Raw genomic sequence first — 20,169 nt, 5'->3', positions numbered from 1 at the left:
GCTCCTCCCACCCACCTCTTCGGTTCTGCCGCCGATGGCCGGCGCACGCTGTCTCCACCGTAAACGGAGCGGGCAGGCCGAGGGTTCCTGAGCGACCCCCAACCTGCCCGTAGGGAACATCCCCGAGTGCCCTACGCAGGCACGATGTTCACCAGCTTCGGCGCGCGGACGATGACCTTGCGGATGCCGGCGCCGTCCAGGGCGGCGACGACCTTCTCGTCGGCCAGCGCGGTGCGCTCCAGGTCCTCCTCGGAGATGCCGGGGGAGACCTCCAGGCGGGCCTTGACCTTGCCCTTGATCTGCACGACGCAGGTGACCGTCTCGTCGACGACGTACTGCGGGTCGGCGACGGGGAAGTCCTGGTGGACGACGGAGTCGGTGTGGCCCAGCTTGCGCCACAGCTCCTCGGCGACGTGCGGGGCCAGCGGGGCGACCAGCAGGACCAGGCGCTCGGCGACGGCGCGCGGCAGGCCGCCGCCCGCGTAGGCCTTGGTCAGGTGGTTGTTCAGCTCGGTGACCTTGGCGATGGCGGTGTTGAAGCGCATGCCTTCCAGGTCGCCGCGGACTCCGTCGATCGCCTTGTGCAGGGCGCGCAGCGTGTCGGCGTCGACGCTGTCCTCGGGGACGTCGGCGACGGTGATCTCGCCGGTCGTCTCGTCGACGATGTTGCGCCACAGGCGCTGCAGCAGGCGGAACTGGCCGACGACCGCGCGGATGTCCCAGGGGCGGGAGACGTCCAGGGGGCCCATCGCCATCTCGTACAGGCGCAGGGTGTCGGCGCCGTACTCGGAGCAGATCTCGTCGGGCGTGACGGCGTTCTTCAGGGACTTGCCCATCTTGCCCAGCAGGCGGGAGACCTTCTCGCCCTCGTAGTAGTAGGCGCCGTCGCGCTCCTCGACCTCGGCGGCCGGTACGGCGATGCCGCGCGCGTCCCGGTAGACGTAGGCCTGGATCATGCCCTGGTTGAACAGCTTGTGGAACGGCTCGGCCGAGGAGATGTGGCCCAGGTCGAACAGGACCTTGGACCAGAAGCGCGCGTACAGCAGGTGCAGCACGGCGTGCTCGGCGCCGCCGACGTACAGGTCGACGCCGCCGGTCGGCCGGCCCTCGCGCGGGCCCATCCAGTACTGCTCGATGGCGGGGTCGACCAGCTTGTCGCTGTTGTGCGGGTCCAGGTAGCGCAGCTCGTACCAGCAGGAGCCGGCCCAGTTGGGCATGGTGTTGGTCTCGCGGCGGTACTTGCGCGGGCCGCGGCCGTCGCCCAGGTCCAGCGTGACGTTGACCCAGTCCTCGTTGCGGGACAGGGGCGTCTCGGGCTGGGTGTCGGCGTCGTCCGGGTCGAAGGTGCGCGGGCTGTAGTCCTCGACCTCGGGCAGCTCCAGCGGCAGCATCGACTCGGGCAGCGAGTGGGCGATGCCGTCCTCGTCGTAGACGATCGGGAAGGGCTCGCCCCAGTAGCGCTGGCGGCTGAACAGCCAGTCGCGCAGCCGGAAGTTGACGGTGCCGTGGCCGATGCCCTTGCGCTCCAGCCATTCGGTCATGCGGGCCTTGGCGTCGGCGACGCCCAGGCCGTCCAGGCTGACCTCGTCGCTCGCCGAGTTGACCAGCTTGGCCTCGTACGCGACGAAGGCGTCGTCCCAGGTGGACGGGTCGGTGCCGCGGCCGTCGGAGGGCTCCACGACGCAGCGCATGGGCAGCTCGAAGGCGCGCGCGAAGGCGAAGTCGCGGGCGTCGTGCGCGGGGACGGCCATGATCGCGCCGGTGCCGTAGCCCATCAGGACGTAGTCGGCGATGAAGACGGGGACCTGCTCGCCGCTGACCGGGTTGGTGGCGTACGCGCCGGTGAAGACGCCGGTCTTGTCCTTGGCCTCGGCCTGGCGCTCGACGTCGGACTTGGAGGCGGCCTGCTTGCGGTAGGCGGCGACGGCGTCGGCGGGGGTGGCGTGGCCGCCGGTCCACACGTCGTGGGTGCCCTCGGGCCAGGCGGCCGGGACGATGGTGTCGACCAGGTCGTGCTCGGGCGCCAGCACCATGTAGGTGGCGCCGAACAGGGTGTCCTGGCGGGTCGAGAAGACGGTGATGACCTCGTCGGAGGCGTCGAAGCCGAAGTCGATGCGGGCGCCTTCGGAGCGGCCGATCCAGTTGCGCTGCTGCAGCTTGATGGCCTCGGGCCAGTCCAGGCCGTCCAGGTCGTCGATCAGGCGGTCCGCGTAGGCGGTGATCCGCATGTTCCACTGGCGCAGCTTGGCCTTGAAGACGGGGAAGTTGCCGCGCTCGGAGCGGCCGTCGGCGGTGACCTCCTCGTTGGCCAGGACGGTGCCCAGGCCGGGCGCCCAGTTGACGGGGGCGTCGGAGGCGTAGGCCAGGCGGTACTCGCCCAGGACGTCGGCGCGCTCGGCCTCGTTCAGCTCGCTCCAGGGGCGGCCGCCGGGGACGGCGCGCTCACCGGTCTCGAACTGCTGGACCAGCTCGGTGATGGGACGGGCCTTCTTCAGGTCGTCGTCGTACCAGGAGTTGAAGATCTGCAGGAAGATCCACTGCGTCCACTTGTAGTACTCCGGGTCGATCGTGGCGAACGACCGGCGCTTGTCGTGGCCCAGGCCCAGGCGGCGCAGCTGCGCCTTCATGTTCTCCATGTTGGCCTCGGTCGACGTGCGCGGGTGCGTGCCCGTCTGCACGGCGTACTGCTCGGCGGGCAGGCCGAACGCGTCGAAGCCCAGGGTGTGCAGGACGTTGTGGCCGTTCATGCGCTGGAAGCGGGCGAAGACGTCCGTGGCGATGTAGCCCAGCGGGTGGCCGACGTGCAGGCCCGCACCCGACGGGTACGGGAACATGTCCATGACGAACTTCTTGGGGCGGGACGCGATCGCCGGGTCACCGGCCAGGTCACCGCTCGGGTTGGGCGCCTCGTACGTGCCGTCGGCGTCCCAGAAGTCCTGCCAGCGTGCCTCGATGTCGGCGGCCATGGCCGCCGTGTAGCGGTGCGGCGCGACCGCCGCCTCGGACGGGGCAGCGGTATTCGTCTCGCTCATGATTCTCAAAGCTCCATCGATCGTCTCTGCCAGGCGGCCCTTGCCTAGGAAATGAAAAAGCCCCTCGCACAGGAGGGGACGCCGCGCCGATTCCGACCACACGCCCGGGGGCGGATCGGGACTGATCAGCGCGGCTCGCTAAGCAGAAGGCGTACGGCACGCATGGCGTCAGGGTACCGCAGGCTCCGCGCGGGCCGCGACGGACTTCCACGGCCGGGGGGTTACTCCGCGTACCGACCCCTATCGGGGCAACACAAAGGCGTGACTCCCCCGGGACACGGCGAGATAACGACGAGATAACTCAAACCTCGTACTGGCCGGTATGCGTCGACCTAGAGTGCGGGCGTGGGTCCACCGTGCCGAACGTTTCGGAGTCGCCCCCATGAACTCTCTGAACCCTCGCGCCTCCCGCGCCGTGAATTCCCCGCAGTCCTTGTGGAGTTCGCCGTCCACCGCCCGCGGCCGCCGTATACGGACGGGGGTGCTGAGCGCGGCGGTCCTGCTGCTCATACCCGTGGTCGTGGTCGCGGGTGACGACGCCTTCCGGGCGGCCCTCGACTTCACGACCGGTGTGCTGTCGCTCGTCTCGCTCACGGCGTCCGTCGTGTGGGGGCTCGTCGCCTCCGACCGGCTGTTCCTGACCTCGCGGCAGCGCCTCCTCGCCCAGGGCGTCCACCGCGCCACGGCGATCGCCTCGCTGGGGTTCCTGCTGCTCCACGTCAGCGTGAAGCTCGCCCTCGCGCACGTGACGCCGGCCGGTGCCCTGATCCCGTTCGGGACGGGCTTCTCCGGCAGCAGCGGCCTGATCGGCCTGGGCGTCCTCGCCGGGCTCCTCATGGTGACGACCGGCGTCACCGGCGCCCTGCGCAGCTCCATGGCCTCCCCGGCCCGCCTCGCGACCCGCTGGCGCGCGACCCACATGCTCGCCTACCCGGCGTGGTGCCTGGCCCTGGTCCACGGCCTGTACGCGGGCCGGCAGCCCAAGACGTACGTGGTGGTCCTCTACAGCCTGTGCCTGGTGGCCGTCGCCGCGGCGGTGGCGCTGCGCGCGGCCCCGCCGCCGGTCAAGCGGGCGGTGGCGGCCCGGATCCTGGCCCTGCTCGCCCCCGGCCCCGCCGCCCCGGCCACCCCCGCCCCGGAGCCGCCCGCGCGTCCCGCCACAGAGCCCTTCGTACGGCCCGAAGCCACCCCGGCGCCCCCGCCGACGCGGGCCCCCGCCGGTGTCGGCTTCTCGGCCGCCTACCGGGCCGTGTCCGCGGCGCCGCCCCCGCCGTACCCCGAGCCCTACCCGGAGCCGCCGCTCCCCGAGCCGCCGAACGCCCCGCGCTGGCCCACCCCGTCACCCCCGCCGCCCGCACAGGCCCCTCCCCCGCCCACGTACGCGTCCGAAAGCGCGCCCTATGAAGAGGCGGGTTCCTACGGCGCCCCCTTCCAGGCACCCTCCGCCGGCGAACCCTGGGGCACGCCCCCGGCCCGTCCCTACGAAGAAGACCAGCCCTACGGAGGCACGTGGTGAACACGGCCCTGCCCGACGTCCCCGAGGTCCGCGTCGTCGGCCTGCCGCAGCTCACCTCCGGGTTCGACCTCGTGGAGCGGCTCGACCTCGACATGCACCTGAAGGTGCACGGCCCCCTGGAGCCGATGCCCGGGGAGCGCCTGGCGCGTCTGGCGCAGGCGGTCTCACTGCGCGGCCGGGGCGGCGCCGGCTTCCCCTTCGCCAAGAAGCTGCGCGCGGTCGCCGAGTCGGCGATCCGGCGCGGCGTGCGGCCCGTCGTCGTGGTCAACGGCAGCGAGGACGAGCCGGCCTGCCGCAAGGACACCGTGCTGCTCAACCGCGCCCCGCACCTCGTCCTCGACGGCGCCCTGCTGGCCGCGGAGGCGATCGGCGCGCGCACCCTCGTCGTCGGTGTCACCCGGGACTCGACGGAGGCGTCGATGCGCACGGCGCTGGCCGAGCGCGGCCTGTCGAACCGGCGGGGCGCGCCGCTCCGCGCGCGCGTGCAGCGCAATCCGGTGCGCATGGTGACCGGGGAGTCCTCGGCGCTGATCCGCTCGGCGGACGGCGGCCCGCCGCTGCCGCCGGGCCGCAAGGTCCGCGCCTCCGACTCCGGGGTGGGCGGCGCCCCGACCCTGCTGTCGAACGCGGAGACGTTCGCCCAGCTCGCGGTGGCCGCCCGGATCGGCGCCGAGCGCTACGGCCGCACGGGCCTGCACGACGAGCCGGGGACGGTGCTCCTGACGCTGTCCGGCGCGGTGGCCCGCCCGATGGTCCTGGAGGTGCCCTCCGGCGTCCCGCTCCGGTACGTGCTCCAGCTCGCCGGAGCTCCCCCGCTCCCCCAGGGCGTGCTCACGGGCGGCTATCACGGCAAGTGGCTGGACGGCGTCGGCGCGCTGGACGCGATCGTGTCCCGGGCCTCCCTGGAGGCGTGCGGCGGGGCGCTGGGCGCGGGCGCGATCCTGCCGATCGGCCCGGACACCTGCCCGCTGGGCGAGTCGCTGAAGGTGGCGCAGTGGCTGGCCGCGGAGAGCGCCGGCCAGTGCGGGCCCTGCTATCTGGGACTGCCGGCGGCCGCGCGCGGCCTGGAGGACGTCCTGAACGGGGGCGGGCCGACGGCCCTGGAGGCGCTCCGCGAGGTCACGCGCGCGGTGAAGCGGCGCGGCGCGTGCAAGCATCCGGACGGTTCGGCGGCGTTCATCGAGTCGACGATCGCGGCGTTCCCGGACGATCTGGCCGCGCACGTGCTGGGCGGCGGCTGCGGCCGCCCGGTGCGCGGGGTGCTGCCGCTGCACGCGCAGGCGCCCGCGGGCTCCTCGCCGTCCGGGAAGCGCCTCGCGGTGGACTGGACGCTGTGCCGGGGTCACGGCCTGTGCGCGGACATCGTGCCGGAGCTGCTGCGGCTCGGCCCGGACGGTTTCCCGACGGTCGCGGAGGCCGAGGTGCCGCGCTCCGCGGAGGCGAACGCGGCACGGGCCGTCCGCCGCTGCCCCGCGCTGGCGCTGCGCCTGGAGGAGGACCCGGCGGCGCTCCCGCCCCGGCCGCTGCTCCCGCCGGCCCTGCCACCGGGCCGCAGCCGCGCCCGCCGCTAGGACCGGCACACGAAGGCACGAAGGCAGTGCGGGCACACGAAGGCAGTGCGGGCACACGAAGAAGCGGGCCGTCCGACCGGACGACCCGCTTCTTACTGTTCCAACTCTTGTGGAGCTAAGGAGAATTGAACTCCTGACCTCCTGCATGCCATGCAGGCGCTCTACCAACTGAGCTATAGCCCCTTGCGGTGTTCCGCCCGGTGTTCCTGTCGGTTTCCCCGGCGGCGACGCCAACATTACACGGTCACCCCCGTGATTCACCAAATCGGTTTCCGGAGGCCCCCGGGCCGTGGAGGGGTCAGGCCCGGGCGAAGGAGTAGAAGCGCTTCAGGGTGCAGTGCTCGTCCAGGAGGCGGCCGTAGATCGGCTCGCCCTCCAGTTCCCGATACGTCTCGATCGGGTCGCCTTTTATGATCAGCGCCCGCGCGCACTCCTCGCACCAGTACTGGTACTCGGCGTTCACCGGCTCCATGTCGCGCACGATGGGCGTGCCGCTGCCGCACCAGTCGCACTTCCTCCTGTGTGACCCCATGTCGTTCCGCTCAGCTCCAGCTGTGGCCGCAGGCCGTGCACACGTACGAGATCCCGCCGTTGTCGCCCAGCATCTGGGCGACGTGGGAGGAGCCGCAGGACGGACAGTTGAGGGGAAGCGGGGCGTGCGCGCGGGCGGCGGACGCGGTGGGCGGCACGGTCACAGCGAGGAAGCGGTCGGCTTCCTCGTTGATGCTCAAGGGCATCGCGCACTCCCTCCCGTCCGGGCCGTATGCGTCGATCGGACGCGGCCCCCTTCCGGCCGTCCGATTCTGCCACGGCCCGGGCTCCCCGGTCAGCGACGCAGGCGTACCAGTCCGGACACGGCGCCGATCACGGCCGCGGCGGCCAGTGCGCAGGCGCACGTCAGGAGGGCGTCGGCCGAACTGTACGGACCGGGCGTCCCTGTCGACCCGGTGCGGCCGAGGAAGAGGGTGCCGAAGGCGGCCACGCCGACGAGTTGGCCGAGCTGGGTCACGGTGGTGAGCAGTCCGCTGGCGTCGGCGGCGTCCTGGGGGCGCACGCCGGCGAGGGCGCGGGTGAGGGTGGGTCCGAAGCCGAGGGCAAGTCCGGCGCCGGTGGTCACGAAGGCGGCGTACAGGCCGATTCCGCCGTCCGTGCCGTGGCGCAGGGCGAGTCCGGTGCCGAGCGTTCCGGCGGCGGTGAGGGCGAACCCGGCGGGAATCAGGGCGGGTTGCAGGCGGGCGGGCCAGCGGCGCCAGGTGAGGCCGACGGCGCCGAAGGACACGGCGGTGGTGGCGAAGGTCAGTCCGGCGCGCAGGGCGCTGTAGCCGAGTCCGCCCTGTACGTGCAGCGTGAGGACGAACAGGTAGCCGGCGTTGACGGCCATGACCGTCAGGATCCGCAGGACGGCCGTGCCGATGCCGGGCAGGCGCAGCACGCGCGGGGCGACGATCGGATCGCCGCCGCGCCGGGCGAGGGCGGACTCGTGGACGTACAGGAGAACGAACACGGCGACGGAGGCGGCCATGCAGAGCCAGGACCACAGGGGCCAGTCCTGTTCCTGGCCGAGCACGAGCGGCACGGTGAGGAGGCTGACGGCGCCGCCGAGCAGGACGAGTCCGGGCAGGTCGAGGGCGCGGGCGGGCCGTCCTGTGCGGGCGGGGTCGCGGGGCAGCGCGCGTCCGCCGAGGGCGAGCAGGGCCAGGCCTACGGGCACGTTGACGAGGAAGACGGAGCGCCAGCCGGTGCCGAACAGGTCGGCGCTGACGAGGAGCCCGCCGAGGACCTGTCCGGCGGCGGCACCGACGGCGAGGACGGCGGCGTAGGCGCCGAGGGCGCGGGTGCGGGCCTCGCCGCTGAAGTGACGCTGCACGAGGCTGAGGACCTGCGGGATCATCAGGGCCGCGCCGGCCCCTTGTGTCATGCGGAACGCGATGAGCTGGCCGCTGGTCCGAGCGAGGCCGCAGGCGAGCGAGGCGGCGGTGAAGGCGGCGAGGCCGGTGAGGATGATCCGGCGGTGTCCGTGGCGGTCGCCGAGCCGGGCGCCGGTGATCAGCAGGACGGCGTAGGTGATGGTGTATCCGGCGACGACGAGCTGCAACGCGGCACCGGAGGCGTGCAGTTCGGTGCGGACGGTGGGGGCGGCGACGTTGACGATGAACACGTCGAGCACGGCCATGAACTGGGCGGCGAGCACGACGGCGAGGAGCCGGCCGCGCCGGGCCCGGGCGGTCGAGCCGTTGTCAGGACCGACGTCAGGGCCGTTGTCCGGTCCGTTGTCAGTGTCAGGGGCTTTACTGGGTCCGGGAGTTGGGGAGGGTGCAGGCTTCGGGGGTTGAGGACTTTCCGGGACGGTTGTCGTCATGGCGGCAACAGTGACGCGGGTCCGGCACGGGTACCGAGAGCCCGCTGATGCTGGTACCGGCACCACCCGGCAGGCGCCTTCCGGGGCGCGGGGCGGGCGCGGACGATGGGGGATGTGACGACGATGACCACTGGGCAGCACGGATCGCGGCACGGTGCGCACCCGCGGCCTGCGGATCGCCGCAGGCCGGAGCTCGCGGCGTTCTTACGGCGGCGCAGGGCGCGGGTGAGTCCGCAGGACGTGGGGATGCCGGCGGGGCCGCGGCGGCGGACGCCGGGACTGCGCCGGGAGGAGGTCGCGCAGCTGTCCGGCGTGGGGGTCACCTGGTACACGTGGCTGGAGCAGGGCCGTCCGATCAACGCGTCGGCGCAGGTCCTGGACGCGGTGGCACGCACGCTGCGGCTGGACCTGCCGGAGCGGGAGCATCTGTACCACCTGGCGGAGGTGCCGTACGAGCCGGTGCGGGAGGCGGCGCCGGTGACGGTGGGGCCGGAGCTGCAGGCGGTGCTGGACGCGATGGATCCGCTCCCGGCGGTGGTCTACAACGCGCGTTTCGATCTGCTGGCGACCAATGCCGCCTACCGGGACGTGTTCATCGTGTCGCCGGCGACCATGGGCCCGCGGACGAACGCGCTGTGGACGCTGTTCGTGGCGCCGGAGCTGACCTGTCCGCTGGTGTTCCGGGACGTGGAGCTGCCGGTGATGGTGGCGACGCTGCGCTCGGGGTACGGGCGGCACGTGGGCGAGCCGGCGTGGGAGGAGTTCGTGCGGGAGCTGACGGTGGCGAGCCCGGAGTTCGCGCGGATGTGGGAGAGCGGGGACGTGGCACCGCCGGGGTCGCGGGTGAAGACGTTCCGGCACCGGTCGGTTCCGGGCGAGCTGCGGATGACGTCGACGTCCCTGTCGGTCGACGGGCTGCCGGAGTGCCGGATCGTCGCCTACGCGCCGGCGGACGGGGAGACGCGGGAGGGGCTCGTCCGCATTCGCGCGTCCCGGGACGAGGAAGGGGACGAGGACCGGGTCCTCGGAGAATCCCGGAGATGAAAAAGATCCCGCCCGATCGGATCGATCGGGCGGGATCTGCTGTGGAGCTAAGGAGAATTGAACTCCTGACCTCCTGCATGCCATGCAGGCGCTCTACCAACTGAGCTATAGCCCCTTGCTTCTGTTCTTCCCTCCGGGTTTCTCCCCGGCGGGCCGAACAAGAAGAACTTTAGCCTGCCACCAGCCAGAAAGTGAAATCCGGTCCCCGTGGCCCGCGGGGACCGGCCTCACCGTCGTGGGCGGGCCGGGTCAGTCGTCGTCTCCGAGGACCGGCTCGGGCAGCGTGCCCGCGTTGTGCTCCAGCAGCCGCCAGCCGCGGGCGCCCTCGCCGAGGGCCGACCAGCAGCAGTTCGACAGGCCGCCGAGGCTCTCCCAGTGGTGGGGCTCCAGGCCGAGGAGACGGCCGATGGTGGTGCGGATGGTGCCGCCGTGGCTGACGACGACCAGCAGCCCGTCCTCGGGCAGCTTGTCGGCATGACGCAGCACGACGGGGGCGGCCCGGTCGGCGACCTCGGTCTCCAGCTCGCCGCCGCCGCGCCGCACGGGCTCGCCGCGCTTCCACGCCGCGTACTGCTCGCCGTAGCGCGCGATGATCTCCTCGTGGGTGAGGCCCTGCCACTCGCCGGCGTACGTCTCGCGCAGGCCTTCGTCGTGCGTGACGTCGAGGCCGGTGAGGGTGGCGAGCTCGGCGGCGGTGGCCGCGGCCCGCTTGAGGTCGGACGCGACGATCGCGTCCGGCTTCATGGAGGCGAGGAGCCGGGCGGCGCGCCGGGCCTGGGCGAGGCCGGTCTCGGTCAGCTCGATGTCCGTGGAGCCCTGGAAGCGGCGCTCCAGGTTCCAGGACGTCTGGCCGTGGCGCCAGAGGATGACCCGCCGCCCCCGTGCGGAGCGGGTCAAAGCAGCTCCCCCGCGTCGGCGGCGGCGGCGGTCTGCTCGGCGTGCTCGGCGGCCTTGCCGCGGGTGGCCTTGGCGTCCTCGGGCAGGTCGAGCTCGGGGCAGTCCTTCCACAGGCGCTCGAGGGCGTAGAAGACGCGCTCCTCGCTGTGCTGGACGTGGACGACGATGTCGACGTAGTCGAGCAGGATCCAGCGGGCGTCGCGGTCGCCCTCGCGGCGCACGGGCTTGGCGCCGAGCTCCTTGCTGAGCCGCTCCTCGATCTCGTCGACGATCGACTTGACCTGGCGGTCGTTGGGCGCCGAGGCCAGCAGGAAGGCGTCCGTGATGGACAGCACGTCGCTGACGTCGTAGGCGATGATGTCGTGCGCGAGCTTGTCGGCGGCCGCCTGGGAGGCGACGGTGATGAGCTCGATGGAACGGTCGGTGGCGGTCACTACAAGGCTTTCGGTCGGCGGTCAGGACCCCCGGCGTGGCCCGTGCGGGCCCGCACGGGCGGGTACTCCAAGGGTCTCACGACCCGCCGACACGCCTCACGGCATTACCGGCGCCCCGCCGCGGGGGCGCCGGTCGGGGCTCAGTTGCCGCCGGTGTAGTCCTGGCCGATGACGACGGTGACGTCCGCGTTGGCCGCCGCCTTGCCCTTCTTCACGGCGCTCGCGGGGAGGCCGAGGGTCTTGGCGACCTCGACGGCGTCGTTCTTGCGGGCGGCGTCGGCGTAGGTGACCTGGGAGGTGGCGGCGGTGGTGCCGGTGCCGGCCTCGACGAAGGTGTAGCCGCCGTTGACCAGGGTGATGCGGGCCTTCTCGGAGCGGTCCTTGTCGCCGGTGGCGTTCTTGACGCCGACGCGCAGGGCGTCGCCCTCGGCGGGGGCCTTCACGGTGCCGCCGAGCACGTCCTCGACGACGGAGTTCGCGGCGGCCTCGGAGAGGGTGCCGTCCTGCCCGACGGGCAGGAGCGCCGTCTTGTAGTCGCCTTCCTTGGCGTGGTCGGCGAGCTTGGCGAGGAAGGCGCCGAGGTCCTTCTCGGTGAGCGAGGGGTCGAGGATCTGGGCGAGGGTCTGGACGGTCGTCGTCGCGGCCTGCGGGTCGGAGGACAGCTTGCGCAGGACGCCCTGCATGACCTGGCCGAACCGCAGGAGCTGCGCGGTCTGGGCCTCGCCCTTGGCGCGGTAGGTGGCGTACGCGACGGCCGCCGGGCCCGAGAGGGTCTGCTCCTGGCCCTTGTGGACGAGGAAGGTGCCCTTCTTGGCGGGGTCGGGCACGTCGGTGTTCGTGGTGACCTCGATGTTGCCGACGAGTTCGACGAGGTTGTTGAGGTAGGGGGTGTCGAGGCGCCAGGTGCCCTCGATGTCGGTGCCGAGGAGGGTGTCGATGGAGTCGCCGGTGCCGGCGGAGCCGTCCTCGTCGACGGACTTGGCGAGCGTGGTGGCGCTGCCGTCCTCGCCGCTGAGGGCGAGCGCGTTGGGCAGCAGGACGGTGGTGGCCTGGCCGGTGGTGGTGTTGTTGACCAGGAGGGCGCTGGAGGTGCCGCCGCCCTTGGTGTTGTGCAGGTGGACGACGATCACGTCGCGGTTCTGCGGTCCGGCCGCGGCGGGGCCGTCCTTCTTGGCGTCGTCGCCGCCGAGGAAGGGCAGCTTGCCCTGGTAGCCGAGGTAGCCGACGCCGCCGATGAGGCACAGGGCGAGGACGACGACGAGGGCGGTGATCCGGTTGCGGCCGCGCCGTTTGGCCTCTTCACGGCGCTCGCTGCGCGACTCCGTGAACTTGAGCCAGTCGATGACGTCCTCGGAGTTCTCGTCCGGTTCCTCGACGAAGTCGAACTGCTCGGTGCGGTAGTCGCGGTCCTCACGGCGCTCCGGCCCGGCGGGCGCGGGCGCCTGCTGCGGGATGTACGCGGTGGCCTGCTCGGTCTGCCGGGGCTGCTGAGCCGTGCCGGAGGCGGCGCCGTAGGGGTCGTAGCCGCCGTCCTGCTGCGGGTGGCCGGCGTACGGGTCGTACTGCGGCTGCTGCTGCGGCGCTTGCTGCTGCTGTTGCTGCTGCTGCCCGGGCGCGTACGGGTCGTAGCCGTATCCGTACCCTGCGTTCTGCTCGTACGACGGCGCTTGCTGAGCCTGCCGGTAGACAGGCCGGCCGAACTCGTCGTAGCCGACCAGCTCGTAATTCTGCTGGTCGTAACCGTCGTATCGGTCGTTCACCGATGCCCCTCTCGGCGGTGCAGGGTTCAGTCGCCGCGGTACAGCTGGCGCTTGTCGATGTAGCGCACCACACCGTCCGGCACCATGTACCAGATGGGGTCGCCCTTGGCGACTCTGTCACGGCAGTCTGTGGACGAGATCGCGAGCGCGGGCACCTCGACGAACGAGACGCCGTCCTCGGGGAGCCCGGGGTTGGCCAGTGTGTGGCCGGGCCGGGTGACGCCGATGAAGTGTGCCAGGGAGAAGAGCTCTTCGGTGTACCGCCAGGTCAGGATCTGGCTGAGGGCGTCGGCGCCCGTGATGAAGAAGAGGTCCGTGTCCGGGTTGAGCGCGCGCAGGTCACGCAGGGTGTCCGTGGTGTAGGTGGGGCCGCCGCGGTCGATGTCGATGCGGCTCACCGAGAACTGGGGGTTCTCGGCGGTCGCGATGACCGTCATCAGATAGCGGTCCTCGGCCGGCGACACGTGCTTGTCGCTCTTCTGCCACGGCTGTCCGGTCGGCACGAAGACCACCTCGTCGAGGTGGAACTGTGCGGCGACCTCGCTGGCCGCCACCAGGTGTCCGTGGTGGATCGGGTCGAACGTTCCGCCCATGACGCCGAGGCGCCGCTTGGCGGGCGAGTCCCACTCGCGATCCGGGCCGCCGGCCGGGTTGTTGACCGGGCCGGTAGGCATGTCCTGCGCTCCCATGCGAGCAGAGCCTACTGGCCCGGTCCCCGTGCCCTCGCCCGGGATCAGCGGTCGCGGTTGAAGCGGGTGGTGATCCACAGCAGCAGAAGCAGGATGACGAGCGCGGCGCCGCCCGTCATGAGGGGGCTGATGCTCTCGTGGTTGCCGCCGTGCTCGCCGCCCTCGGCAGCGAGAGTGGCCAGCTGGGCAGCGGTGGCGTGGAGGCTCATCTTCAGCAGGACCTATCCGGTGTGGGATCGGGACAACGATTTCTGACCCATCGTATGCGGGCCCCTCCTCGGGGCTCACGCCGACTCTGCCGTACGGGCGCCACGGATCGCCGCGCGTGCCCGGAACCATCCCGGTGGTGTCATTCGTCTCGCTTGTAGCCGCGCAGCAGGAACCAGGCGAGAAGCACCGCACCGAGGACGGACACCACGATCACGATGCGCAACAGATTGCCCGCGCCCTGCTGGGCCGCGGCGGCGATGAGGTGTTCGGCATGATCCATGACGGTTCGCTCCTTCTGTGTGCTGCCCCGCCACGGTATCTCCGCCTAGGGTGGACTCCGCCTCGGGGGCACAACCGAACACCGAAACGCCGTCGACAGGATCGACCGGCCATCGACATGGGGGACGCATGCCCGACGTACCGAACGAGCAGCACGACAACGTTCCGAGCAGGCAGCGCCGGCGCTTCCCGGGGATCTCCTCGCGGGCGTACGAGCACCCGGCGGACCGCTCGGCGCTGGTCGCCCTGCGCAAGCTGAGCGGTTTCGACACGGTCTTCAAGGCGCTGAGCGGGCTGCTGCCCGAGCGGAGTCTGCGCCTGCTGTTCCTGTCGGACTCGGTGCGGGTGTCCGACGAGCAGTTCGCGCATCTGAACTCGATGCTGCGGGACGCCTGTTACATCCTGGACCTGGAGAAGGTCCCGCCGATGTACGTGAACCAGGACCCGCAGCCGAACGCGATGTGCATCGGCCTGGACGAGCCGATCATCGTGGTCACGACGGGTCTCGTCGAGCTCCTGGACGAGGAGGAGATGCGGGCCGTGGTGGGCCACGAGGTCGGGCACGCGCTGTCCGGGCACGCGGTCTACCGGACGATCCTGCTGTTCCTGACGAGCCTGGCGCTGCGGGTGGCGTGGATCCCGCTGGGCAATCTCGCGATCATGGCGATCGTGACGGCGCTGCGCGAGTGGTTCCGCAAGTCCGAGCTGTCGGCGGACCGCGCGGGGCTCCTGGTCGGCCAGGACCTGCAGGCGTCGATGCGCGGCCTGATGAAGATCGCGGGCGGCAACCACCTGCACGAGATGAACGTGGACGCGTTCCTGAAGCAGGCCGAGGAGTACGAGGCCGGGGGCGATCTGCGGGACTCGGTCCTGAAGATCCTGAACGTGATGCCGCGCTCGCACCCGTTCACGACGGTGCGGGCGGCCGAGCTGAAGAAGTGGTCCGAGACGCGGGACTACCAGCGGCTGATGGACGGGCACTACCCGCGCCGCGACGAGGACAAGGACACGAAGGTGTCGGACTCGTTCCGTGAGTCGGCCGCGCACTACACGGATCACGTGAAGAACTCGAAGGACCCGCTGATGAAGCTGGTCAGCGACCTCGCGGGCGGTGCCGGTGACCTGGGCGGCCGGGTGCGGCGCGGCTTCGGGAACTTCGGTGCGAACGGCTCCGGGAACGGGAACGGCGGGGGCAACAGCGGGAATCACGGCACCGACGAGGACGTGTGATCCGCAGGCCTCCGGGCCCGCGGAGCGGGTTCAGGGCTTGAGGGAGGGCTGGGCGCTCGGTGCGAGCGCCCCGCACAGCGCGGCCGGGCCGCCCGTCGCGTACGGGTCGGTGCCGGCCGGGCGGTCCTGCTCCCCGGAGTGTCCGGCGCGCTGCCCGGCGAGCAGGGGGTGCAGCCGGGCGGAGGAGTCCGTGGCGCAGGCGAGCGGCCCGGCCTGGACGGTGGAGGCGAGCAGTTCGGCGGTGCGGCCGCGCAGGTCGTCGCGGTCGAAGCGGAAGTGCACGGCGCGGCGCACGGTGAACAGGGAGACGCGGGCGTCGCGGTCGCCGTGGGCGGGGCGCAGGGCGTAGACGAAGGTGTGGTCGGAGAGGACGTCGAGGCTGTTGGCGTCGGTCTCGTCGACGTCGAGGGTGCCGTGGACGCGGATGCCGGAGCCGGCGAGGCGGACCTGGCCGGGGTCGAAGCGGAGCAGCCAGCCGGTGGCGGCGTAGCGTCCGTCGGCGGCGGGGTGGGCGAGGCTGCGGTCGAACTGGGGCAGCTGCTGGGGGTCGACGAGAGCGCGGACGGGCCGGACGGCGCCGCCGGTGAGGACGTCGGGGTCGAGCATGGACGCGACGAGGTACTGCTTGGCGAGGTCCAGGGCGGTGCGGACCTGGCCGTCGGAGAAGTGGGCGGTGCCGTGGGCGTCGCGGGGTTCGTCGATGCCGTCGGCGGCTGTGGCGAACGAGGCGGCGGGGCTGTGCGCGAAGAGTTCGCCGGCGCCGTCGGCTCCGGGGACGGGGCCGGTGGGTGCGAGGGGTATGACGGTCATGCGCAGCGGGTCGACGTGGCGTGCGCCGAGGGGCGCGCTGCGGTAGGGGCTGCGGACGCCCATGTAGAGGGCGGTGCCGAAGGCGAGCAGGACCAGGACGACGAGGAGGACGGCCTGGCGGGTGAGGCCGCGGCGCAGGGTGGGGGTGCGGCGGACGGCGGGGGTGTGGTCGTCGATGCGCTCGTCGGCGGAGAATTCCTGCAGGCGGGCAGCCCGGACGAACGATTCGTCGAACACGACGGATCGGTATTCGTCCTCGCTCGCTCCGCCACCGCCCGGGGCGCCGTCCGGCGTTCCGTCCGGTGGGTCTCCTGGCCCGCCCATACCTTCAGGGTAGGTCGCGGCGCGCTCCGGTAAACGTCATGGGCGGCTTCGCTGCGGGGCCCTGGTACATGTCAAGTTTGCGCGGTGGCGCACCCGCTGGTCAGGGGCGGGTTCAGGGGGTGCGCGGGACGGCGGAGACGGCGGGCCGGGGCTGCTCGGCGGGGGCGGAGGGGCGGGCCGGGAGGTTCTTCTCCAGCTCGGTCGTGGCGGGCGGCGGCACACGGTCGGAGCGGCCCGCGGAGGCGCCGCGGTAGACGGCGGTGAAGGCGAGGGCGACCATGCCGACGCCCATGAGGAGGGCGAGGGCCCAGGCGACGGGGCGGCGCCAGCGGATCATGCCGCCGGGGAGGAGTCCGCTGCGGCGGTCGCGGTCGAGCTCTTCCTCGTAGAGGTCGTCGGCGTCGTCGTGGAGGGGGCCGAACTCTCCGGTGTCGTCGTAGCCGTAGCCGTCGTCGGGGAAGTCGTCGTCGAGGGCGCGGCGGGTGCGGGCGCGGCGGGCCTCGGCCTCCTGGGCCTCGGCGCGGGCCTGGGCCGCGGCGAGCAGGCGCTCGACCGCGGTGGGCTCGTGGACCTCGGCGGCCTTCACGAAGTCCTCGTCGAAGACCACGGAGGCGAACTCTTCGTCCCAGCCCCCGCGGTCGTGGTCGTCGTCGGGCTCCCTGCCGTCCGGGAACGGCGTGCCCCCCACGTCCTCCGGCACCCGACCAGAGTAGACCGGAAGGGTCAATTTGGGCAGACGGTAAGGGAATTCACCGGAATTCCCCGCCGCCTGCCCCGGGTCCGCACAGGTCAGCGGATGTGGCCGTCGCCGGTGACGATGTACTTCGTGCTGGTCAGCTCGGGCAGGCCCATGGGGCCGCGGGCGTGCAGCTTCTGGGTGGAGATGCCGATCTCGGCGCCGAAGCCGAACTGGCCGCCGTCGGTGAAGCGCGTCGAGGCGTTCACGGCGACGGTGGTGGAGTCGACGAGCTGGGTGAAGCGGCGGGCGGCCTGCTGCGAGGTGGTGACGATGGCCTCGGTGTGGCCGGAGGACCACAGGCGGATGTGCTCGACGGCCTTGTCGAGGTCGTCGACGACGGCGGCGGCGATGTCGTAGGAGAGGTACTCGGTGTCCCAGTCCTCGGGGGTGGCCTCGACGACGGTGGCCTTGGAGCCCTCGGCGTAGGAGAGGATCCGCGGGTCGGCGTGGACGGTCACTCCGGCGTCGGCGAGGGCGTCGAGGGCGCGGGGCACGAACGCGTCGGCGATGTCGCGGTGGACGAGGAGGGTCTCCGCCGCGTTGCACACCGAGGGGCGCTGGGCCTTGGAGTTGATCAGGATGTCGACGGCCATGTCGAGGTCGGCGGTGGCGTCGACGTAGACGTGGCAGTTGCCGGTGCCGGTCTCGATGACGGGGACCGTGGAGTTCTCGACGACGTTCTTGATGAGCGAGGCGCCGCCGCGCGGGATGAGGACGTCGACGAGGCCGCGGGCGCGCATGAGCTCGGTGACGGAGTCGCGGGACTCGCCGGGCACGAGCTGGACGGCGTCGGCGGGCAGTCCGGAGCCGCCGACGGCGTCGCGCAGGACGCGGACGAGCGCGGTGTTGGACTCGTAGGCGGAGGAGCTGCCGCGCAGCAGCACCGCGTTGCCCGACTTGAGGCAGAGGGCGGCGGCGTCGACGGTGACGTTGGGCCGGGCCTCGTAGATGATGCCGACGACGCCGAGGGGGACGCGGACCTGGCGCAGGTCGATGCCGTTGGGCAGCGTGTTGCCGCGGACGACCTGGCCGACGGGGTCGGGCAGGGCGATGACGTCGCGGACGTCGGAGGCGATGGCGCGGATGCGCTCGGCGGTGAGGGTGAGCCGGTCGATGATCGACTCGCTGGTGCCGGCCTCGCGGGCCCTGGCGATGTCCTTGGCATTGGCCTCGATGATCTCGGCCGTACGGACTTCGAGGGCGTCGGCGATGGCGCCGAGGGCGTCGTCCTTCTCCGCGCGCGGCAGGGAGGCGATGTCGTGGGCGGCGGCGCGGGCGCGGTAGGCGGCCTGCGTGACCGGGGTCATCGAGTCGTACGGGTTGAGCGTCATACCCCGCAGGGTACTGGGCACGGCGGGGTGTCCAGCCGCTGTTCCGGGGGGTGAGACATGGCCGAAAACGGGTGTGGTACCGGCACGTCAGAAGGGGTGGATGCCGACCGGGGTCGCGGGGAGCGGGCCGTAGCCGGCGGCGATGCGCTGGTGGTAGGTGCGGCGGTCGATGACCTCCAGGCCGACGATCTCCCACGGGGGCAGCCGCGAGGTCCTGCGGTGCTCGCCCCACAGGCGCAGGGCGACGGCGGCCGCGTCGTGCAGGTCGCGGGCCTCTTCCCAGTAGCGGATCTCGGCGTGGTCGGCGGCGTAGCGGCTGGTCAGCAGGAAGGGGTGGTCGTGGGCGAGCTGCTCCAGGGCGCGGCGGACCTCGGCGATCGGGGCCTCGGTGCCGGAGACACTGAGGGTGACGTGCCACAGGCGGGGGCCTTCGTCGGTGGTCCCGTCGGCGTCGGGGGGAGTGTCCGGGGTCGGGCTCTGGGTGGGGAAGGTCTCCCCCGCGGCCACGCTCGTCAGCGTCCGCTCCGCCGACCCTCGGGACGTCGCCCCCGGGCGCGCTCGTCTCACGACGGCCTCCTTTGCGCAATGGTCGTGCGGACTGGCTGCGTTGGTACTTCCCTGCAAAGAGTTGAGCAGGCGACAGAGCCTCGTGGGGCGGTTTTGGGGAAGGTCCCCCACGGGAGGCAGGCTTTCGGCCGTCTCGCCGGGTTGTTTCGAAGGTCCGGCCGGGCTGTTTCGAAGGTTCGGCCGGGCCCGGTCCGTGCGGTTCGGCCGGACCGTCCGGACGGTCTCCTGGCGGTCAGGGGCGCAGCAGGACCAGGTCGTCGCGGTGCACGACCTCGCGCTCGTAGGCGGGGCCGAGGTCGCGGGCGAGCTCGCGGGTGGAGCGGCCGATCAGCTGGGGGATCTCCTTGGCGTCGAAGTTGACGAGGCCGCGGGCGACGGCCCGGCCGGTCTCGTCGCGCAGCTCGACGGGGTCACCGGCGCTGAACTCGCCCTCGACGGCCGCGATGCCCGCGGGCAGCAGCGAGGTGCGCCGCTCGACGACGGCCCGCACGGCGCCCGCGTCGAGGGTGAGGGCGCCCTGCGGGGTGGAGGCGTGCTGGAGCCAGAGGAGCCGGTCGGCGCTGCGGCGGCCGGTGCGGTGGAAGTAGGTGCCGGTGTCGCGGGCGGCGAGGGCGTCGGCGGCGTGCGATGACGAGGTCAGCACGACGGGGATGCCGGCGGCGGCGGCGATGGAGGCGGCCTCGACCTTGGTGACCATGCCGCCGGTGCCGACGCCGGCCTTCCCGGCGGAGCCGATCTTGACGTGCGCTATGTCGGCGGGGCCGCGGACCTCGGCGATGCGGGAGGTGCCGGGCTTGCTGGGGTCGCCGTCGTAGAGGCCGTCGACGTCGGAGAGGAGGACCAGGAGGTCGGCGTGGACGAGGTGGGCGACGAGGGCCGCGAGCCGGTCGTTGTCGCCGAAGCGGATCTCGTCGGTGGCGACCGTGTCGTTCTCGTTGACGACCGGGAGGGCGCCCATGGCCAGGAGCTGGTCGAGGGTGCGCGAGGCGTTGCGGTGGTGGGCGCGGCGGGCCATGTCGTCGCTGGTGAGCAGGACCTGGCCGACGCGGACGCCGTAGCGGGCGAAGGAGGCGGTGTAGCGGGCGACGAGGAGGCCCTGGCCGACGCTGGCGGCGGCCTGCTGGCGGGCGAGGTCCTTGGGGCGGCGGGTGAGGCCGAGGGGGGCGAGTCCGGCGGCGATGGCGCCGGAGGAGACGAGGACGATCTCCTTCTCGCCGCCGGAGCGGTGCCGGGCGAGAACGTCGACGAGGGCGTCGACGCGGTCGGCGTCGAGGCCGCCGGCAGCGGTGGTGAGGGAGGAGGAGCCGACCTTGACGACGATCCGGCGGGCGTCCGCCACGCCTTGCCGTGTCGTGCCCGCCGCCTCGGTCGTTGCCC

At 72.3% G+C, this 20,169-nt stretch carries 19 protein-coding genes and 2 tRNA genes; 4 read left to right on the top strand and 17 right to left on the bottom strand.

The window, feature by feature from the left end:
* Positions 1–131 precede the first annotated feature (131 nt).
* Positions 132–3,032, bottom strand: a complete 2,901-nt coding sequence (gene leuS / locus IAG42_RS23825; RefSeq protein ID WP_188338990.1) for a leucine--tRNA ligase — start codon at positions 3,030–3,032, stop codon at positions 132–134.
* Positions 3,033–3,414: 382 nt separating this feature from the next.
* On the opposite strand from leuS, the gene IAG42_RS23820 reads away from it, so the two are divergent.
* Positions 3,415–4,548 (top strand): hypothetical protein, encoded by a 1,134-nt coding sequence (locus IAG42_RS23820; protein ID WP_223206142.1) that lies wholly within the window; start codon positions 3,415–3,417, stop codon positions 4,546–4,548.
* Positions 4,545–6,119, top strand: coding sequence for an NADH-quinone oxidoreductase subunit NuoF family protein (locus IAG42_RS23815; protein ID WP_188338989.1), 1,575 nt, complete (start codon positions 4,545–4,547; stop codon positions 6,117–6,119). The genes IAG42_RS23820 and IAG42_RS23815 overlap by 4 nt, the downstream gene beginning before the upstream one ends.
* A gap of 110 nt (positions 6,120–6,229) precedes the next feature.
* Here IAG42_RS23815 and IAG42_RS23810 read toward each other — a convergent pair.
* The 4 genes from IAG42_RS23810 to IAG42_RS23795 all read right to left on the bottom strand — a co-directional run bounded on the left by IAG42_RS23810 (position 6,230) and on the right by IAG42_RS23795 (position 8,310).
* Positions 6,230–6,302 (bottom strand) — tRNA-Ala (locus tag IAG42_RS23810).
* Between the two features lie 115 nt (positions 6,303–6,417).
* Positions 6,418–6,651, bottom strand: coding sequence for a hypothetical protein (locus IAG42_RS23805; protein ID WP_188338988.1), 234 nt, complete (start codon positions 6,649–6,651; stop codon positions 6,418–6,420).
* A gap of 10 nt (positions 6,652–6,661) precedes the next feature.
* Positions 6,662–6,856, bottom strand: a complete 195-nt coding sequence (locus IAG42_RS23800; RefSeq protein WP_188338987.1) for a hypothetical protein — start codon at positions 6,854–6,856, stop codon at positions 6,662–6,664.
* 89 nt (positions 6,857–6,945) lie between these two features.
* Positions 6,946–8,310, bottom strand: coding sequence for an MFS transporter (locus IAG42_RS23795; protein WP_223206141.1), 1,365 nt, complete (start codon positions 8,308–8,310; stop codon positions 6,946–6,948).
* Between the two features lie 273 nt (positions 8,311–8,583).
* Here IAG42_RS23795 and IAG42_RS23790 point away from each other — a divergent pair, with 273 nt between their 5' ends.
* Complete coding sequence (locus tag IAG42_RS23790; protein WP_188338985.1) at positions 8,584–9,522, top strand: helix-turn-helix transcriptional regulator; 939 nt, start codon at positions 8,584–8,586, stop codon at positions 9,520–9,522.
* 42 nt (positions 9,523–9,564) lie between these two features.
* On the opposite strand, the gene IAG42_RS23785 is transcribed toward IAG42_RS23790, so the two are convergent.
* From IAG42_RS23785 to IAG42_RS23755, 7 genes are all read right to left on the bottom strand, one after another.
* Positions 9,565–9,637, bottom strand: a tRNA-Ala gene (locus IAG42_RS23785).
* 134 nt (positions 9,638–9,771) lie between these two features.
* On the bottom strand, positions 9,772–10,419 hold the full coding sequence (locus IAG42_RS23780) for a histidine phosphatase family protein (RefSeq protein ID WP_188338984.1): 648 nt from the start codon (positions 10,417–10,419) through the stop codon (positions 9,772–9,774).
* Positions 10,416–10,853 carry a ribosome silencing factor gene (rsfS, locus tag IAG42_RS23775; RefSeq protein WP_188338983.1) on the bottom strand — a complete coding sequence of 146 codons (438 nt, stop codon included), beginning with the start codon at positions 10,851–10,853 and terminating at the stop codon, positions 10,416–10,418. The genes IAG42_RS23780 and rsfS overlap by 4 nt, the downstream gene beginning before the upstream one ends.
* Positions 10,854–10,993: 140 nt before the next feature.
* Positions 10,994–12,613 carry an LCP family protein gene (locus IAG42_RS23770; protein WP_188338982.1) on the bottom strand — a complete coding sequence of 540 codons (1,620 nt, stop codon included), beginning with the start codon at positions 12,611–12,613 and terminating at the stop codon, positions 10,994–10,996.
* A 26-nt stretch (positions 12,614–12,639) separates the two neighbouring features.
* Positions 12,640–13,302, bottom strand: a complete 663-nt coding sequence (nadD, locus tag IAG42_RS23765) for a nicotinate-nucleotide adenylyltransferase (protein ID WP_188338981.1) — start codon at positions 13,300–13,302, stop codon at positions 12,640–12,642.
* A 44-nt stretch (positions 13,303–13,346) separates the two neighbouring features.
* On the bottom strand, positions 13,347–13,511 hold the full coding sequence (locus tag IAG42_RS23760) for a hypothetical protein (RefSeq protein WP_188338980.1): 165 nt from the start codon (positions 13,509–13,511) through the stop codon (positions 13,347–13,349).
* A 140-nt stretch (positions 13,512–13,651) separates the two neighbouring features.
* Complete coding sequence (locus tag IAG42_RS23755) at positions 13,652–13,792, bottom strand: hypothetical protein (protein ID WP_188338979.1); 141 nt, start codon at positions 13,790–13,792, stop codon at positions 13,652–13,654.
* Positions 13,793–13,920: 128 nt separating this feature from the next.
* On the opposite strand from IAG42_RS23755, the gene IAG42_RS23750 reads away from it, so the two are divergent.
* Positions 13,921–15,021 (top strand): M48 family metallopeptidase, encoded by a 1,101-nt coding sequence (locus IAG42_RS23750; protein WP_188338978.1) that lies wholly within the window; start codon positions 13,921–13,923, stop codon positions 15,019–15,021.
* A gap of 30 nt (positions 15,022–15,051) precedes the next feature.
* On the opposite strand, the gene IAG42_RS23745 is transcribed toward IAG42_RS23750, so the two are convergent.
* The 5 genes from IAG42_RS23745 to proB form a co-directional block, all read right to left on the bottom strand.
* Positions 15,052–16,155, bottom strand: a complete 1,104-nt coding sequence (locus IAG42_RS23745) for an SCO2583 family membrane protein (protein ID WP_188338977.1) — start codon at positions 16,153–16,155, stop codon at positions 15,052–15,054.
* A 112-nt stretch (positions 16,156–16,267) separates the two neighbouring features.
* Positions 16,268–16,855, bottom strand: coding sequence for an SCO2584 family spore wall biosynthesis protein (locus IAG42_RS23740; protein ID WP_223206140.1), 588 nt, complete (start codon positions 16,853–16,855; stop codon positions 16,268–16,270).
* 89 nt (positions 16,856–16,944) lie between these two features.
* Complete coding sequence (locus IAG42_RS23735; RefSeq protein ID WP_188338975.1) at positions 16,945–18,225, bottom strand: glutamate-5-semialdehyde dehydrogenase; 1,281 nt, start codon at positions 18,223–18,225, stop codon at positions 16,945–16,947.
* 87 nt (positions 18,226–18,312) lie between these two features.
* Entirely contained in the window at positions 18,313–18,792 is a 480-nt protein-coding gene (locus IAG42_RS23730) for a hypothetical protein (protein WP_188338974.1), read from the bottom strand.
* Between the two features lie 232 nt (positions 18,793–19,024).
* The gene (proB, locus tag IAG42_RS23725) at positions 19,025–20,131 is read right to left on the bottom strand and encodes a glutamate 5-kinase (protein WP_188341571.1); all 1,107 of its coding nucleotides are present in this window, start codon (positions 20,129–20,131) and stop codon (positions 19,025–19,027) included.
* Between the last annotated feature and the right edge of the window lie 38 nt (positions 20,132–20,169).

It is taken from the genome of Streptomyces xanthii (assembly GCF_014621695.1).
GTDB lineage: Bacteria > Actinomycetota > Actinomycetes > Streptomycetales > Streptomycetaceae > Streptomyces > Streptomyces xanthii.
This window is presented reverse-complemented; position numbering and strand designations above follow the sequence as displayed.